13 protein-coding genes and 1 pseudogene are annotated in these 15,932 nt (G+C 62.9%); 7 read left to right on the top strand and 7 right to left on the bottom strand.

Annotation, left to right across the window (positions count from 1 at the left end):
- Positions 1-38 precede the first annotated feature (38 nt).
- Both EA798_RS17815 and EA798_RS17820 read right to left on the bottom strand, forming a co-directional pair.
- Positions 39-1,316: a TRAP transporter large permease gene (locus tag EA798_RS17815; RefSeq protein ID WP_014820165.1), complete on the bottom strand. Its 1,278-nt coding sequence runs from the start codon at positions 1,314-1,316 to the stop codon at positions 39-41.
- Between the two features lie 51 nt (positions 1,317-1,367).
- Positions 1,368-2,498 (bottom strand): gluconokinase, GntK/IdnK-type, encoded by a 1,131-nt coding sequence (locus tag EA798_RS17820; protein WP_122099802.1) that lies wholly within the window; start codon positions 2,496-2,498, stop codon positions 1,368-1,370.
- A 175-nt stretch (positions 2,499-2,673) separates the two neighbouring features.
- On the opposite strand from EA798_RS17820, the gene EA798_RS17825 reads away from it, so the two are divergent.
- The gene (locus tag EA798_RS17825; protein WP_003285081.1) at positions 2,674-2,952 is read left to right on the top strand and encodes a peptidylprolyl isomerase; all 279 of its coding nucleotides are present in this window, start codon (positions 2,674-2,676) and stop codon (positions 2,950-2,952) included.
- Between the two features lie 8 nt (positions 2,953-2,960).
- On the opposite strand, the gene zapE is transcribed toward EA798_RS17825, so the two are convergent.
- The gene (gene zapE / locus EA798_RS17830) at positions 2,961-4,070 is read right to left on the bottom strand and encodes a cell division protein ZapE (protein WP_122099803.1); all 1,110 of its coding nucleotides are present in this window, start codon (positions 4,068-4,070) and stop codon (positions 2,961-2,963) included.
- Positions 4,071-4,111: 41 nt separating this feature from the next.
- Entirely contained in the window at positions 4,112-5,020 is a 909-nt protein-coding gene (locus EA798_RS17835) for a LysR family transcriptional regulator (RefSeq protein WP_122099804.1), read from the bottom strand.
- A 120-nt stretch (positions 5,021-5,140) separates the two neighbouring features.
- Between EA798_RS17835 and EA798_RS17840 the strand changes: the two genes are divergently transcribed.
- The 3 genes from EA798_RS17840 to EA798_RS17850 all read left to right on the top strand — a co-directional run bounded on the left by EA798_RS17840 (position 5,141) and on the right by EA798_RS17850 (position 7,816).
- Positions 5,141-6,385, top strand: coding sequence for a D-amino acid dehydrogenase (locus tag EA798_RS17840; RefSeq protein ID WP_122099805.1), 1,245 nt, complete (start codon positions 5,141-5,143; stop codon positions 6,383-6,385).
- A gap of 21 nt (positions 6,386-6,406) precedes the next feature.
- Positions 6,407-6,760 (top strand): RidA family protein, encoded by a 354-nt coding sequence (locus EA798_RS17845; protein WP_122099806.1) that lies wholly within the window; start codon positions 6,407-6,409, stop codon positions 6,758-6,760.
- Positions 6,761-6,835: 75 nt separating this feature from the next.
- Complete coding sequence (locus EA798_RS17850) at positions 6,836-7,816, top strand: TAXI family TRAP transporter solute-binding subunit (RefSeq protein ID WP_122099807.1); 981 nt, start codon at positions 6,836-6,838, stop codon at positions 7,814-7,816.
- A 43-nt stretch (positions 7,817-7,859) separates the two neighbouring features.
- Here the strand turns inward: EA798_RS17850 and EA798_RS17855 are convergent, their stop codons facing one another.
- Positions 7,860-9,971: a TonB-dependent siderophore receptor gene (locus tag EA798_RS17855; RefSeq protein ID WP_122099808.1), complete on the bottom strand. Its 2,112-nt coding sequence runs from the start codon at positions 9,969-9,971 to the stop codon at positions 7,860-7,862.
- Between the two features lie 353 nt (positions 9,972-10,324).
- Between EA798_RS17855 and EA798_RS17865 the strand changes: the two genes are divergently transcribed.
- Positions 10,325-11,914 (top strand): ABC-F family ATPase, encoded by a 1,590-nt coding sequence (locus EA798_RS17865; RefSeq protein WP_122099809.1) that lies wholly within the window; start codon positions 10,325-10,327, stop codon positions 11,912-11,914.
- A gap of 90 nt (positions 11,915-12,004) precedes the next feature.
- Here EA798_RS17865 and EA798_RS17870 read toward each other — a convergent pair whose 3' ends face one another.
- Together EA798_RS17870 and EA798_RS17875 are read right to left on the bottom strand one after the other, a co-directional pair.
- Positions 12,005-12,964, bottom strand: coding sequence for an alpha/beta fold hydrolase (locus EA798_RS17870; protein ID WP_122099810.1), 960 nt, complete (start codon positions 12,962-12,964; stop codon positions 12,005-12,007).
- A gap of 93 nt (positions 12,965-13,057) precedes the next feature.
- Positions 13,058-13,888 (bottom strand): undecaprenyl-diphosphate phosphatase, encoded by an 831-nt coding sequence (locus EA798_RS17875; RefSeq protein WP_122099811.1) that lies wholly within the window; start codon positions 13,886-13,888, stop codon positions 13,058-13,060.
- Between the two features lie 347 nt (positions 13,889-14,235).
- Between EA798_RS17875 and EA798_RS21015 the strand changes: the two are divergent.
- Positions 14,236-14,922 (top strand): annotated as a pseudogene (locus EA798_RS21015) (cache domain-containing protein); the annotation flags it as partial.
- Between the two features lie 123 nt (positions 14,923-15,045).
- Complete coding sequence (locus tag EA798_RS21020) at positions 15,046-15,780, top strand: methyl-accepting chemotaxis protein (protein ID WP_376780556.1); 735 nt, start codon at positions 15,046-15,048, stop codon at positions 15,778-15,780.
- Positions 15,781-15,932: the final 152 nt, after the last annotated feature.

Genomic DNA, 15,932 nt, shown 5'->3' on the forward strand with positions numbered 1-15,932 from the left:
ACGTTGGGTTGTAAAGCGCTTGAATTGCAAGACCGGCGCTACCGCAGCCAGGCCAGGGGCACGGTGATGATCGAAGGCACGGCGATGAGCAGCCCGACGATCACCAGATAGATAAGGAAGAACGGCATCACGCCGCGCACCAGGGTTTCCATGCGCAATCGGCCGATACCGCCGACCACGTTGAGCACGGTGCCCACCGGCGGTGTGATCAGTCCGATGGAACCGATCAGCACGAACATCACGCCGAAGTACACCGGGTCGATGCCGGCCTTGATCGCGATCGGCGCAAGCACCGGGCCGAGGATCAGGATGGTCGGCGTCAGGTCCAGCACCATGCCGACGGCGATCATCAGCAGCATGATGGCGACCATCAGCAGTTTCGGGTCCTGCGCCAGCGGGCCGAGCATCGCCGCGATCTCGTCGGGCAGCTGCGCCAGGGTGATCATGTACGCCGACACGGTTGCGGCGGCGCAGAGGAACATCACCGAGGCCGTGGTGCGGCTGGCACGGGTCAGCACCTCGACCAGCCCGGCCCAGTTCAGCTCGCGATACAGCAGGGTCGAAACGGCCAGGGCGTATACGGCGGCGACCACCGCCGCTTCGGTCGGGGTGAACAGACCGCCACGCAGCCCGCCGACGATGATCACCGGCAGCATCAGCGCGGCAGCACCGTCGACCAGCACGCGGCGGCGCTCTGCAGCGCTGGCCTTTTCCTGTTTCGGTTCGTCGATCCGCCGAGCGATCAGCGTCCAGGCCACGATCAGACCCATGCCCATGATCAGCCCCGGCACCATGCCGGCGAGAAACAGCTGGCTGATCGACGTACCGGTGACCACGCCGTAGATCACGAACGGCATCGACGGCGGAATGATCGGCGCGATGATTCCACCCGCCGCCACCAGGCCCGATGACGAACTCAACGGGTAGCCGCGCTCACGCATCATTGGCAGCAGCAGCGTCGCCAGCGCGGCGGTATCGGCCAATGCCGAGCCGGACATGCTGGCCAGCAGCACCGAGGCGGCAATCGCCACGTAACCCAGGCCGCCGCGCTTGTGGCCGAAATAGGCCTGCGCCATGGCGATGATGCGACGCGAGATGCCGCCGGCATTCATCAGCTCGCCGGCCAGGATGAAGAACGGCACCGCCAGCAGCGGGAAGCTGTCAGCGCCGGCCTGAAGATTCTGAGCCAGCAGCTGCACGTCCCAGAAATCCAGGTACCACATCAGCACCGAGCCGGTGAGCAGCAGCGCGAAGGCGATGGGCATGCCAAGGGTCATGAAGCCCAGCAGCGATGAAAGGAAGACGACGACGGTCATACAAGGTCCTCGGTTGGGCAGTGCCCGTATTGTTCTGAATGCGGCGTCGCTTCAGTCCGCGGTGACATTCGCAGCAGCAACGGTCGATGGCTGATCACGCCGCCAGACGTTGACCAGCTGCAGCAGCGCCAGTACCGCCAGCGCGACCATGCTGGCGGCCACGGGCAACATCGCCAGGCCCAGCGGATAACCGACTACCGGGCTGTTGATGGTCCAGCCGAACTGCATCTGGTTCCAGCCACCCCAGGCCGCCAGGCCGCTCGCAGCTGCCACCAGCAGCCAGCTGAGGGAGTCGACGACGCGGCGGGACAGCCGCGGGAAGCGGTCGCGCAGCATGGAAAAGCTCATCAGCTCGCCGCGGCGCATGCTCGAGGCGACGCCAACAAATACCAGCCAGACGAACGCCAGCCGCGACAGCTCCTCGGCGCCCGTCCAACCGGTGCCGAAGGCGTAACGCAGCACCACGCTGGAGAACACAACGATGACCATGAAGGCCATCAGCGCGGCCATCAGCCAGTCGGTCAGACGGTCGAAGTGTTGCGCGACCGTGCCGCTGTAGATCGGCTCGTTGGTCAAAGGCGGCGCCGTGGTAGCGCTATCAAACGGACGCGAAGAAAGATCGACCCGGGTTTCAATAAGCTCATCCAGACCGGCGCCCTGCATCCAATCGACGATGTGGCGCAGAACGACTTCGCGGGGCTGGCTGGCATCCACGGTCAATACGCCGGGTTCGCCCTCGGGTGATTCGAGGGTGGCGAATTGGCTGTCGACCAGGGAAATCGGCATGAAATGCCCCGCCCTGCCACCGACTCGCTGTATGGCGGTTTCGTAATCGATGGCCAGATGGGCGAAACGCAGCTCCGGAACCGCACTGCGCAGCAACTCCCGATAGCTGCGCTTGAGCGCCGAGCACGCCAGCACGAAGCCGCTGCCTGCCGCTAAAGTGCGCTGCATTTCAGCGATCAGCGCATGTAGCCACTCCACGCGGTCGGCGTCGGACAGCGGCGTGCCGGCACGCATGCGCGCCACGTTCTCTGCCGGGTGAAAGTTGTCCGCTTCGATATGCGGCAGGCCGAGCGCATCGGCTACGGCGTGGCTGGTGTCCGTCTTGCCGGAACCGCTGACGCCCATGACGACCAGAACCGGAAGCGCGGAAGCCTTTGAGGTATGCACTGAAGGCATGCGAGGAATCCATTGTTTTGCTTGTTTGGCCTGATGTTAGCGCTATCACGCATCACGATAGAACTACCGCTCGTCGACCATACGGTCACGAAACGGCTGTTCTCGCACGGCATTGCGATCGACTTTCGCGTCGGCACGACTACAATCGCGTCCCTTGTAATCGAGGACACCAAGCATGCCCAAAGCCATGTGCCGCCACATTCTGGTCAAGACCGAGGCCGAAGCTGCGCAGCTGAAAAAGCGCATCGCCAATGGCGAAGCATTTGACGTGCTGGCGCGCAAGTACTCGACGTGCCCGTCCGGCAAGAAAGGTGGCGATCTCGGTGAAGTGCGCCCCGGGCAGATGGTGCGCAGCATCGATCAGGTGATTTTCAAGAAGCCGCTGCGCGAAGTGCACGGCCCGGTAAAGAGCCAGTTCGGCTACCACCTGGTGCAGGTGTTCTACCGCGACTGAGCTGGCGCTTAGCCAAAGCGTTGCAGCTGCATTTCCCGCAGGCGACTGAGCGTGCGGCGGAACGGGAATGCCAGATAGCCCTCGGTATACAGCTCGTCCAGGGCCACTTCGGCTTCGATATAGAGCGGAATCCGCCGGTCATAGCACTCGTCCACCAGCGCGATAAAGCGGCGCACGGCATCATCCCGCGCGGCGAGCCTGGGCAACTGGCGATCACCCGCCGCCACCCGCGCGGCTCCATCCTCGGTGCCGCGGGCAATGCGCCCATCGCGCTGCGTGCCGCCGAGCCTGGGCACAGCACCAATCAGGATCGCCGTGAAACGGTCGCACAGTTCGATGAAGTCCAGCGCCGAAAACGGCTGCTCGCAGAGATCGGCGAAGCGGCACCAGAGCACCGATTCGCTACGCCGCACGACGTCGAGCTGGCGACGGCTGAGGGCGAGTGGCTCGGTGCTGAACGCACCATCGGCCAGCGCCTCGAACGTCGCGGCTAACGCACTGGCGCCGTCGAACGGGGCGATCCAGTAGCGCTGCAGCGCAGCGCCGGGACGCAGGCGGTGATCGGCGCCCCCATCCACATCCACCACATGCATGTGCTGCACGATGGCATCGATGGCCGGCAGAAAACGCTCGCGATTGAAGCCGTCGGCGTACAGCTGCTCCGGCGGCTGGTTGGAGGTGGCGACGATCACCACGTCATGCTCGAAGAGCACCTGGAACAGGCGTCCCAGGATGATTGCGTCGCCGATATCACCGACGAAAAGCTCGTCGAAGCAGAGCACGCGAATCTCTTGTGAAAGCTCTCTGGCCAGGGTCTGCAACGGATCGGCCGTGCCGTTGAGCTGGAACAGCCGGATATGCACCCAGCGCATGAAATGGTGGAAATGCTGCCGCCGCGAAGCAACCGTCAGGCTTGCGTGAAACAGGTCCATCAGCCAGGTCTTGCCACGCCCGACCGGTCCCCATAGGTAGACGCCGAGCGGCAGGTCCGCACCTGAAACAAGCGCCTCATGACAGGCCTGAAGCCGTGCAACGGCGCGCTGTTGAGCCGCATCGGGTACGAAACCGTCTTGCGTAATGGCCTGCTGATAACGTTCAAGGGGCGAGTCGACGTGCATGATCGTCCGGCGCAAAAGCCGCCATGGTAGCGCGCGACCGCTCAGTTGTGCCCATCCTGCAGCAGTCGCTCGGCCTGGGCGCCGAGCTGCTCCAGCAGCATCGCCTGCGCTGGCAACAGTTGCTCGTGAACACGGGTCAACGCATAGACTGGCACGCTGATGGCCGGTTCGAGCAGACGGGCCTGCACCGCGCCGCCAGTGGTCGCCAGCGCGGTGAACGGGTCGACCAGCGCCACGCCCTGCCCCGCGGACACCAGCTGTCGCGCCAGCTGATAGGTCTGCACCCAGGTAACGACGCGCGGCGGCGGATCGAGCTCCTCGATGTGGCCGCGCAACAGGCTGCCCAGCGCATCGCGGGCGTCGATGCCGATCAGCGTTTCACCCACCAAGGCCTGCAGCCGCAGCGGCCTGTGCAGTTCATCCGGCGGCCACCAGCCAGGCGGCGCGATCACGTGCATGCGTCCCTCGGCCAATAGCCGGCTGCTCAGTCCCGGATGCTCCACCGCCTGTGAAGTCAGCCCGAGATCGGCTTCGCGCAGTAGCAGGGCCTCGACAATTTCCGCCGTGTGCTGCGTGGCGAGCTGACAGACCGTACGTGGAAATCGCTCGCGCCAGGTGCGCAACGTCTGCGGCAGCAGCGCCTGAGCCAAGGCCGGCGTACAGATCAGGCGCAGGGCGCACTCCTCGCCCCGGCCGAGGCTGTCAGCTAGCCGCCGCAGATTCTGCAGGTCGATAGCCAGGCGTTCGGTCTGCTGCTGCAACACGCGCGCCTCGGCGGTGGGCTGCAGCTTGCCGCGCACCCGGTCGAACAGCGCAAAGCCAAGTTGCTGCTCGGCATGCTTGAGAATCTTGCTCGCCGCCGGCTGGGAGATATGCAGCAGCTCGGCCGCGGCCGTCAGGCTGCCGGTTTGCAGGATCGCCTGGAACAGTTCGATATGACGCAGCCGCATGCATGTCCCCCTTCAGTCAATCGAGCATAACCGCAGGTTATGGGAACGCTCCATCCTTTCATTGGCCGCCTCGCTGGCACGCGGCCTAGGCTGCGCTGATCGAGTCGCAGGAGCAGTTGCATGCGGGTAGCAGTCATCGGCGCAGGCGTTATCGGGCTTGCCACAGCCTATTCACTGGTGCGCCAGGGGCACTGTGTCGAGCTGATCGAAGGGCGCGACGATGTCGCCTTGGAAACCAGCTTCGCCAATGGCGGGCAGCTCAGCTATCGCTACGTTTCGCCCCTGGCCGATACCGGCGTGCCGCTGCAGGCGATTGGCTGGATGCTGCGCGGAGCCGATGCCCCGTTGCGTTTCCGACCGCAGGCGAGCCTGCATCAGTGGCGCTGGTGCCTGCAGTTCCTGCTGGCGTGCCGGCGTTCGGTCAACCGGCGCAACGCGGCTCACTTGCTGCGGCTCGCCCTGCACAGCCAGCAGATCCTGCGCAGCTGGCGCGAGCAGGACCAGCTGGACGGCTTCGCCTGGCGCGCCAACGGCAAACTGGTGATCTATCGCGATCAACACAGCCTGCACAAGGGCGCAGCGGCCATCGACGACGAATCAGGGCAGCGGCTGCTGGACGCCGCGCAATGCGTCGACGTCGAGCCGGCGCTGACGACGTTGGCGTCATCGCTGCACGGCGGCATCTATTCGCCCGGCGACGAGGTTGCCGACTGCCATCTGTTCTGCACCGAACTGCTGCGGCGACTGCGGGCATCGCCTGCGTTTCATCTGCATACCGGCCAATCGGTGAGCGCATTGCGCACCGAAGGCAAGCGCGTCCGCGCGGTCGTGCTCGGGCGCGATGACATCGCCATCGACCATCTGGTAGTCGCGGCCGGCACCGGCAGCGTCGGGCTGCTTCGGCCATTGGGTATCGACCTGCCGATCTACCCGCTCAAGGGCTACAGCCTGACCGTTGGGCTGGCCGACCAAGACCGCGTGCCGCAGACCAACGTCACCGACTACGACAACAAGGTCGTCTACGCCCGCCTCGATGACCAGCTGCGCGTCGCGGCGATGGTGGATATCGCCGGCTGGGATGCCGGGCTCGACCAGCAACGCATCGCCACCCTGCAACGTCTGGCTGGTGCGACCTTCCCCGGTGCCGGCGACTACCAACGCGCGCGGCAGTGGGCTGGCCTGCGCCCGGCGACGCCCCAAGGTACACCGCTGATCGGCCGCACCAGATTCGACAATCTCTGGCTCAACGTCGGCCACGGCAGCCTCGGCTTCACCCTGGCCTGTGGCAGCGCCGACCTGCTCGCCAGCGTAATCGACGGATCGCCACCCGCTGTCTCCCTGGACGGCTTGAGTCTGCCCGCCTGACCACTCAAAGAGGAAACCGATATGCCCGTTCAACGCATCGAGAGCAATCCGCGCATGTCCGCCGCGGTCATTCATGCAGACCTTGTGTTCCTCGCCGGCCAGGTGCCGGACGACCGCGGCCTGGATGCCGCAGGACAGACCCGCGAGGTGCTGGCGAAGATCGACCGGCTGCTGGCCGCCGCCGGCTCCAGTCGCGAGCACCTGCTCAGCGCGCAGATCTGGCTGAAGGACATCGACGCCGACTTCGCTGCCATGAACGAGGTCTGGAGCGACTGGCTGCCAGCAGGCTGCGCACCGGCACGGGCGACGGTACAGGCGCGTCTGGCCTCGCCCGAGGTGCTGGTCGAGATCATGGTGAGCGCCGCGCGCGCCTGACCACAGCGGTCTATCGTTCCTGCGCCGGCCAACCACAGTTGCAATCACCCACAATACAAACAAGAGGGAACCGCAATGAACCACCAGATCCGTAACGGCCTGTTCGGCATCACCCTGGCCGGCGTGCTCGCCAGCGCCTTGGCGAGCACCAGCGTGCTGGCACAGGAGCGCTTCGTCACCATCGGCACCGGAGGGCAGACCGGCGTGTATTACACCGCCGGCCAGTCGGTGTGCCGCTTCCTCAATCGTGCCGAGGTGAAGCCCGCCATCAAATGCAACGCACCCTCGACCGCGGGTAGCGTGACCAACATCGTGTCGTTGCACAAAGGCGAGTACGACTTCGGCTTCATCCAGTCCGACCATCAGCACAAGGCGCTACAAGGCCTGGCGCCCTTCGACAAGGAGGGCGCCGTCGAACTGCGCGCGGTGTTCTCATTGCAGTCGGAGATTCTCACCGTGGTCGTTCGCAACGACAGCGGCATCACCGATCTGGCCGGACTCGAAGGCAAGCGGGTGAACATCGGCGTGCCCGGCTCGGGCAGTCGCGACACTTTCGAGGAGGTCATGCAGGCCAAGGGCTGGACGAACGCCAGCTTCGCCCTGGCCGCGGAACTCAAACCGGCGGAAATGGCTTCCGCCTTGGGTGACAACAACCTTGACGCCATCACCTATGTGGTCGGCCATCCGAGCGGTGCGATCCAGGAAGCCTTGACCAATGTGAAGGGCAGGATCATTCCGGTGCAGGGCGCCGAGATCGACAGCCTGCTGGCCAAGGCCGATTACTACAGTGCCGTGGAAATCTCCGCCGGGCTCTACCCGGGCGTGGAAGGTGCCATTCCGTCGATCGGCGGTAAGGCCGTGCTGGCGACCACCAGCAAGACCGACCCGGAGGTGGTCTATCAGCTGGTCAAGTCGGTATTCGACAACCTCGACAGGTTCAAGCGCCTGCATCCGGCCTTTGCCGATCTCAAAGCCGAAGACATGATTCGCGTCGGGCTGACTGTGCCGCTGCACGAGGGCGCCGAGCGTTATTACAAGGAGAAGGGCTGGCTGTAAGCCGGCGAAATCAGCGGGCGTCACCGCCCGCTGATGCACAGACTCAGAGCTCCATGGACAGGCTAACGCTCAGGTTGCGCGGCTCACCCGGCATGACCCAGACATTGCTGTAGGAACGCTCGTAGTAGGTCCGGTCGAAGGCGTTGTTCAGATTCACGCCGAGGGTCAGCTTTTGCGTCGCCTTGTAGCGCGCCAGCAGGTCCACGGTCGTGTACGACGGCAATTCGAAGTCGCTATCGGCCTGCCCTGCCCGATCACCCACGTAGTTCACCGCGCCGCCAAGGGAGAGCCCGCTGAGATCGCCATCGAGGAATTCGTAGGTGGTCAGCAGGCTGCCGCTGTGGCGTGGCACGTTGAGCAGCCGGCTGCCGCTGGCCAGGGTGTTGTCGCGAGTCACCTCGGCATCCACATAGGCATAGCCACCGATCACGCGAATCGCGTCGGTCAGCTGTCCTGCCAGCTGCAGGTCAATCCCGCGGCTGCGCACCTCACCAGCGGCGATCTGAAAGCCGCTGTTCGCCGGATCGCTGGTCAGCACGTTTTCCTTGGTCAGATGGAACGCTGCGGCGGTGAGCCCCAAACGGCCGTCGAACAGGTCGAGTTTGACCCCTGCCTCATAACCCACGCCTTCTTCCGGATCGAACGTGGCGCCGCTGAAGTCCGCGCCATTGTTCGGCTTGAACGACTGCGAGGCGTTGGCGAACAGCCCGACCTCCGGCATCAGCTGATAGAGCACACCGACACGAGGCGTGACCTTTTCATGAGTCTGCTCGGTGCGCCGGCCAGCAACCTCATTGTCCAGACGTTGCTCGTAGTGGTCATAGCGGGCGCCGATGACCCCGAAGAGCTTGTCGGTAAAGCGCATCTGGTCCTGCAGGTTCAGCGCCCGGCTATGCACCAGCTCGTTACGGTCAACCGTACGCGCCGGGTTGAACGCCGGACGCGGTGCACCGTAGACCGGGTTGTAGAGATCGATGGTGCGCAGGTTGTTGGAGCGCAGCATGAATTCGCTCAGGGCGTAACGTTCGTACTCGGTGCCGATCAAAAGCTGATGCTCGATCGAACCGGTATCGAAGCGCCCACGCAGCTCCAGTTGGGTGATCGCGTCCTGCCAGTCGTAGTCGCGATAACGCAGGTTGCGGGTCAGCGTGCGGCCGTCTGCTGCGACCTCTGCCGCCTCGGTGGCGTAGCCATCCATCCGGCCCTGCTTGTAGTGGCTGGCCAGGCGCAGCGTCCAGACCTCGTTGAGGTCGTGTTCGAGTTCGGCCTGCAGCATTTCGTTGTCGTTGCTGATCGGCCCATCCGAGGGTTCGCCATAGAACGCTGAACGGGACACCTTGCCCAGGTCGCCACCGGGCGCGACCACGCCGCGATCGAAGGTCTGGCGGTTGCGCACCACCTCTGCCTGCACCAGCAGCCGCGTATCAGGGCTCAGCTCCCAGCTGAAGGACGGCGCGACGAACTGCCGCTCAGCCTCGCGATGATCGCGGAAGCTATTGCCGTCTTCGATGGCGATGTTCATGCGATAGAGCATGTTGCCGTCTTCATCGAGCGGCGTGTTCACGTCCAGCGCAGTGCGATAGCGATCCCAGCGACCGGCGCTGAGATCGAGACGGGCAAAGCTGTCCAGCTGCGGCCGCTTGCTGACGATATTGATGGTGCCGCCCGGATCACCGCGTCCGTAAAGGCTGGCCGAAGGCCCCTTGAGCACTTCGACCCGCTCGATATTGGAAGCGTCCGGTGGGTTCATGAAGCCGCGGTTGACGCTGAAACCGTCCTTGTAGAACTCCCCGGTAGTCAGCCCGCGCACGCTGTACTCGTACATGGTCAGGCCACCGAAGTCGTTCTGCCTGGCGACACCGCCGGCGAAGTCCAGCGCCTTCTCAACGCGCGGGCTGTCCAGATCCTGCAGCACGGATGCCGGAACGACGCTGATTGATTGGGGTATTTCCTCGATGGGTGTGTCGGTTTTCGTCGCGCTGCGCGTGCGTTTGGCGCGGTAGCCCTGAACCGGTCCATCGGCGCGCTCCTGGTCGGCCGTGATCACGACCGAATCCAGTACCGCCGCCTCCTCTGCCATGGCCAGCGGCGCACCAGCCAGGATCACCGCCGCTCCGCAACCCACCCATTTTACTACCGCACTTGCGTTATTCATGCTTTAACTCAGACGCCGATGTTATATCGTAACAATGCTGTCTGTTTGGCGCTCGAGTGTCAATGAAACGATTCGCATCCGCGCGCACTCCAAGACCGCTACCGGGCGATTCTTGGTTGCCTTGTCAGCCCGTCCTTACGCCGGCCGGCGCAGCTATGCGACAATGCGCGGCTGAACTTCGGTAGCCACCCCGCATTCATCCGGCAGCAGGCGCAAACGCCCACCGTTGTCATTCACCTCAAGAATCGCTGGATCGACCAGCTCGCTGTCGGAGCGAGCTGGACCGCTGAGTATTGGTATCGGATCGGTATCAGCCTGATTCACGCAGCCACACGTCATTGATAGGTAAGCCCTTGATCTCCACCGCCAACATCACCATGCAGTTCGGTGCCAAGCCGCTGTTCGAAAACGTTTCCGTCAAATTCGGCGGTGGCAACCGCTACGGCCTGATCGGCGCCAATGGCTGCGGCAAGTCGACCTTCATGAAGATCCTCGGTGGCGATCTGGAACCGTCCGCCGGCCAGGTGATGCTTGAGCCGAACGTACGGCTGGGCAAGCTGCGCCAGGATCAGTTCGCCTACGAAGAATTCAACGTGATCGACACGGTGATCATGGGCCACGAGGAACTGTGGAAGGTCAAGGCTGAGCGCGACCGCATCTATTCGCTGCCGGAAATGAGCGAAGAGGATGGAATGAAAGTCGGTGAACTAGAAGGTGAATTCGCCGAAATGGACGGTTACACCGCCGAATCTCGCGCCGGCGAACTGCTGCTTGGCCTGGGCATCCCGCTGGAACAGCACTTCGGCCCGATGAGCGAAGTCGCTCCGGGCTGGAAGCTGCGTGTGTTGCTGGCCCAGGCGCTGTTTTCCGATCCGGATGTGCTGCTGCTGGACGAACCGACCAACCACCTGGACATCAACACCATCCGCTGGCTGGAAACGATTCTGACAGCGCGTAACAGCACCATGATCATCATTTCCCACGACCGCCACTTCCTGAACTCGGTCTGCACCCACATGGCCGACCTCGATTACGGCGAGCTGCGCCTGTTCCCGGGCAACTATGACGAGTACATGACTGCCGCCACGCAGTCGCGCGAGCAGCTGCTGTCGGACAACGCCAAGAAGAAGGCGCAGATCGCCGAGTTGCAGACCTTTGTCAGCCGCTTCTCGGCCAACGCCTCCAAGGCCAAGCAAGCCACCAGCCGCGCCAAGCAGATCGACAAGATCCAGCTGGCCGAGGTGAAGCCGTCCAGTCGTATCAGTCCGTTCATCCGTTTCGAACAGACGAAAAAGCTGCACCGCCAGGCAGTGACGGTGGAGCGCCTGTCCAAGGGCTTCGACGACAAGGAACTGTTCAAGAACTTCAGCTTTACCGTCGAGGCCGGCGAGCGTGTGGCGATCATCGGACCGAACGGTATCGGCAAGACCACCCTGCTGCGCACCCTGGTTGGTGAACTGACCCCGGACAGCGGCAGCGTCAAATGGACCGAAAGCGCCGACTACGGCTATTACGCCCAGGACCATGCCCATGATTTCGAGGATGACGTCAGTCTGTTCGACTGGATGAGCCAGTGGACTCAGGGCGGCGAGCAGCTGGTGCGTGGCACCCTCGGCCGCATGCTGTTCTCCAACGACGAGATTCTCAAATCGGTCAAGGTCATCTCCGGTGGCGAGCAGGGTCGCATGCTGTTCGGCAAGCTGATCCTGCAAAAGCCCAACGTGCTGGTGATGGACGAACCGACCAACCACCTCGACATGGAATCCATCGAGGCGCTCAACCTGGCGCTGGAGAACTACCCGGGCACGCTGATCTTCGTCAGCCATGACCGCGAGTTCGTAAGCTCGCTGGCCACCCGCATCATCGAGCTGTCGGAGAACGGCGTGACCGACTTCAGCGGCAGCTACGACGATTATCTGCGCAGCCAGGGCGTGCTGGTCTGAGCCTCACCCGCCCCTATCGCAGCGCCTTTTTCTTCGGAGAGGGCGCTGCAGACTCATAGGCAACGCCTCAGCAGTGCGTCTTGCCGCGCATCAGCTGGCAAAGCGGCGAGCAAGAAAGTCCAGCAGCAGCGCATTCACCCTCCCCGCCTGTTCGTTCTGAATCCAATGGCCGCACGGCGCCAGTTCGTGTCGTTCCAGATCCGGTACCCATTCCGGCATCTTCTGCAGCGTATAGGCCTCGAGCTCGCCTACCGGATCGTGGTCGCCGATCAGGAACATGGTCGGCTGGGTGATCTTGCGCCCCTGCAGTGACTCGGTGACCTGCCAGTTGCGTTCGAAGTTGCGATACCAGTTCAGCGCACCGCGAAAACCGTGCTCGGCGAATGTCTGTCGATACACTGCCAAGTCCCCTTCCGAGCACCAATCGGGCAACGGCCCCGGCTGCATGTCATCTTCGAACAGCGTGCCGTCGGCAGGCTTGTCTTGCAGCAGCAGGTTTCGCTCCTGGTAGTACATGAGTAGGCGCAGGGTGCGATCGATATCGGCGTCCAGCTCACGCTCGGCGCGTCCTGGCTCCTGGAAATAGAGGATGTAGTTGAATCGATCTCCACTGGTTTCACGCATGATTTCGATCGCGGGCCGCCGCGGCCTTCCAGCGAAGGGAACCGACATGGTCACCAGCGCGGTGACCCGCTCCGGCTCCAGCAACGCGAAATACCAGGCGACCATTGCGCCCCAGTCGTGCCCAACCAGTGCCACCTGCCGGTGACCGAAATGATCCATGGCTGCCCGAATATCGCCACACAGGGTCAGCACGTCGTAGGCGGCAACCTCAGCTGGCGCACTGCTGCGCCCATAGCCACGCATCTCGGGAACGAACACGCGATAACCAGCAGCCACCAGCGGATCGATCTGATTGCGCCAGGAATACCAGCACTCGGGGAAGCCATGCAGCAGCCACACCGGCCGGCCCTCTTCGGGGCCGGCGCTATGAAGGCTGAGTGAAATACCGTTCAGGTCGAGCTGGAAATGGTCCGTGGTACTGTTCATGAGGCCTCCTGACTGGGAGGCCCACTATGGCAAAGCCAGACGCGCGCGTGTGTTGTATCAGCGGGACGAAGGCCACGACATCGGGCCGATGGATCAGGCCTGGACGCTGGTCCAGTCGATCAGCCCGAGCTGCCAGGTAGCCAGAATCAGCAGTCCGAAGCCAATCCGGTACCAGGCAAATGCCGCATAGCTGTGGTTGCCGATGAACTTGAGCAACGCCCGCACTGCGAGCATCGCGAAGATGAATGAAGTCACGAAACCGATGGCGAACACAGCGAAATCACCAGGCTGAAACAGGTCGCGGTACTTGTAGCCCGAGTAGACCGCCGCACCCACCATCGTCGGCATCGCCAGGAAGAAGGAAAACTCGGTTGCCGCCTTGCGTGACAGGCCGAAAAGCAATCCGCCAATGATGGTCGACCCTGATCGCGACGTGCCGGGTACCAGCGCCAGACACTGCGCGAAGCCCACCTTCAAGGCCAGCGCCCAGTTCATGTCATCGACTGTCTCGGCGCGAATGGCATGATCGCGGCGCTCGGCCCAGAGCATCACGATGCCGCCGATGACAAGCGCGGTCGCCACGGTGATCGGGTTGAACAGATACTCGTGAATCAGATCGGCAAAGGCGACGCCGAGCACCACGGCAGGAAGGAAGGCAATCAGCAAATTGGCGGTGAACTTCTGCGCCTGACGTTCCTTGGGCAAGCCTACAACCACATCGATGATCTTGCGGCGGTACTCCCAGATCACGGCGAGAATCGCACCCAGCTGGATGATGATGTTGAAGGCCAGCGCCCGCTCGCCACCGAAGCCGATCAGGTCCGCCACGATGATCTGGTGGCCCGTGCTGGATACCGGGAGAAACTCGGTTACACCCTCTACCACGCCCAGAATAAGCGCCTGAATCGCAACCCAAAGATCCATCTATTCCCCTAAAGCGATGCAGTCCATCGCGACTCAATGCAACCAAGGTATATGTCAGACAGCCATCTGGCCGGCTGTTCTGACTCGCCCCGGAGAATTAAATTCCTCGGCAGGACGACGAGGGGGCTCATTTTTAGCCACGCGCGGCCGAAAAGCTATTCAGAGTGCCACGGCACGACCGGTGCGGTCGGGTGAAGCGCTTACCACCGACCAGCCAGTGAAGAACGATAAGAAAAGAAACCTCAGGAGCCGTATTCATGAATCTGCTGCGCAACGTTCCCATAAGCAAGCGCCTCTGGCTGATCCCCGTGGTCGCCGTGGTCATGCTGTTCATCCTTGGTCTGCTGATGATTCAGCAGGTGCGCTCCGATCTGTATCGCGGCAAGCAGGAGTCCACGAGGCACGTGGTGGAGGCAGCTTCAGGTGTCTTCGAACACTATCGAAAGCTCGAAACCAGCGGTGCCATGACCACCGCTGAAGCTCAGCAGGCGGCCATCGAGCAGATCCGACTGCTGCGCTACGACGGCCAGGACTATTTCTGGATCAACGATCTCGGCCCGACCATGATCATGCATCCGATGCAGCCGAAACTCGACGGCCAGGATCTGTCGAAGATCAAGGATCCGGAAGGCAAGGAACTCTTCAATGAGATGGTCCGGGTCGCCCAGCGCGAAGGTGCCGGCCTGGTCGATTACATGTGGGCCAAGCCGGGCGAAGAAGACCCCGTTCCGAAGATCTCCTATGTGCAACTGTTCAAGCCGTGGGGCTGGATCATCGGCTCGGGCATCTATGTGGATGACGTCGAGCAGGAATTCTGGAACTACCTGACCCGCTTCTCCCTGATCGGCCTGCTGATCTCGGCAATCATGGCTGTCCTGGTGGCGATTCTGATCCGCAGCATTGTCCGTCCGCTTCGTCACACGATGGCGGCCATGGCCAATATCGCCAGCGGTGAAGCCGACCTGACCCGTACCCTGGACGTTTCCGGCAATGACGAGCTGAGCACCCTAGGTCGTGATTTCAACCGGTTCACCCAGAAGCTGCGCACCGTTGTCGGCCAGCTGTTCGAGACCGCGGGAGCATTGGACCAATCCTCTCGTTCGCTCAGCCAGTTGTCTGGCCAGGCACACGAGCAGAGTCAGCAGCAGATGCTGCAGATGGAGCAGGTAGCCACAGCAATCAACGAAGTGACCTACGCCGTACAGGAAGTGGCAAAAAACGCGGAACATGCCTCCAGCGAGGTAGGCAGCGCCGAGAATCAGGCGGGCCAGGGCCAGCGCAACATCGAGACAAGCCTGCAGCAGATCGACGAGCTCTCGGCAACCATCGGCCAGGCAGTCGACGTCATCCAGTCACTGGCTGACGAAACGACCAAGATCGGCTCGGTACTTGAGGTCATTGGCTCGATCGCGGAACAGACGAACCTGCTGGCGCTCAACGCCGCGATCGAAGCCGCCCGCGCTGGCGAGCAGGGCCGTGGTTTCGCCGTCGTCGCCGATGAAGTTCGCCTGCTTGCCCAGCGCACCCAGCAATCGACCGCCGAGATCCACGGCATGATCGAGCGCCTGCAGAAGAACTCGGGAGCTGCGGTAAACGTGATCATGGAGAGCAACCGCGCTTCGCAGCTGACTGTCGAGCAGGCGAGCCAGGCGGGTGAGAGCCTGGGTGAAATTGCCCAGGCCTTGCGCAACCTCTCCGGCTTGAACGCCTCGATTGCCAGCGCAACGCTGCAGCAATCCCATGTGGTTGAAGACATCAACCAGAACGTCACACAGGCGGCAGGGCTCGCTCAGGAAAGCACCTTGGCAGCCGAGCAATCCAGCGAAGCCGGCAAGCAACTTGGCGAGCTTGCCGGTCAGCTGAACCGACTGCTGAGCCAGTTCCGCGTTTGATCGTCTCTGCGACTCGCCCGGCGCGGGCGAGTCGCAAGGCGCCATTATCAGGCACCCTCCCTCCTGATCGACACCACGGTGAAGCCGCGACGCTCCGAAAAAGGTGGTTTCTGTTCGCGACAGGTTGTCGCACCGAAAAATTTTCGCGACTC

This window comes from Pseudomonas songnenensis (assembly GCF_003696315.1).
In the GTDB taxonomy this organism is placed as follows: Bacteria; Pseudomonadota; Gammaproteobacteria; order Pseudomonadales; family Pseudomonadaceae; genus Stutzerimonas; species Stutzerimonas songnenensis.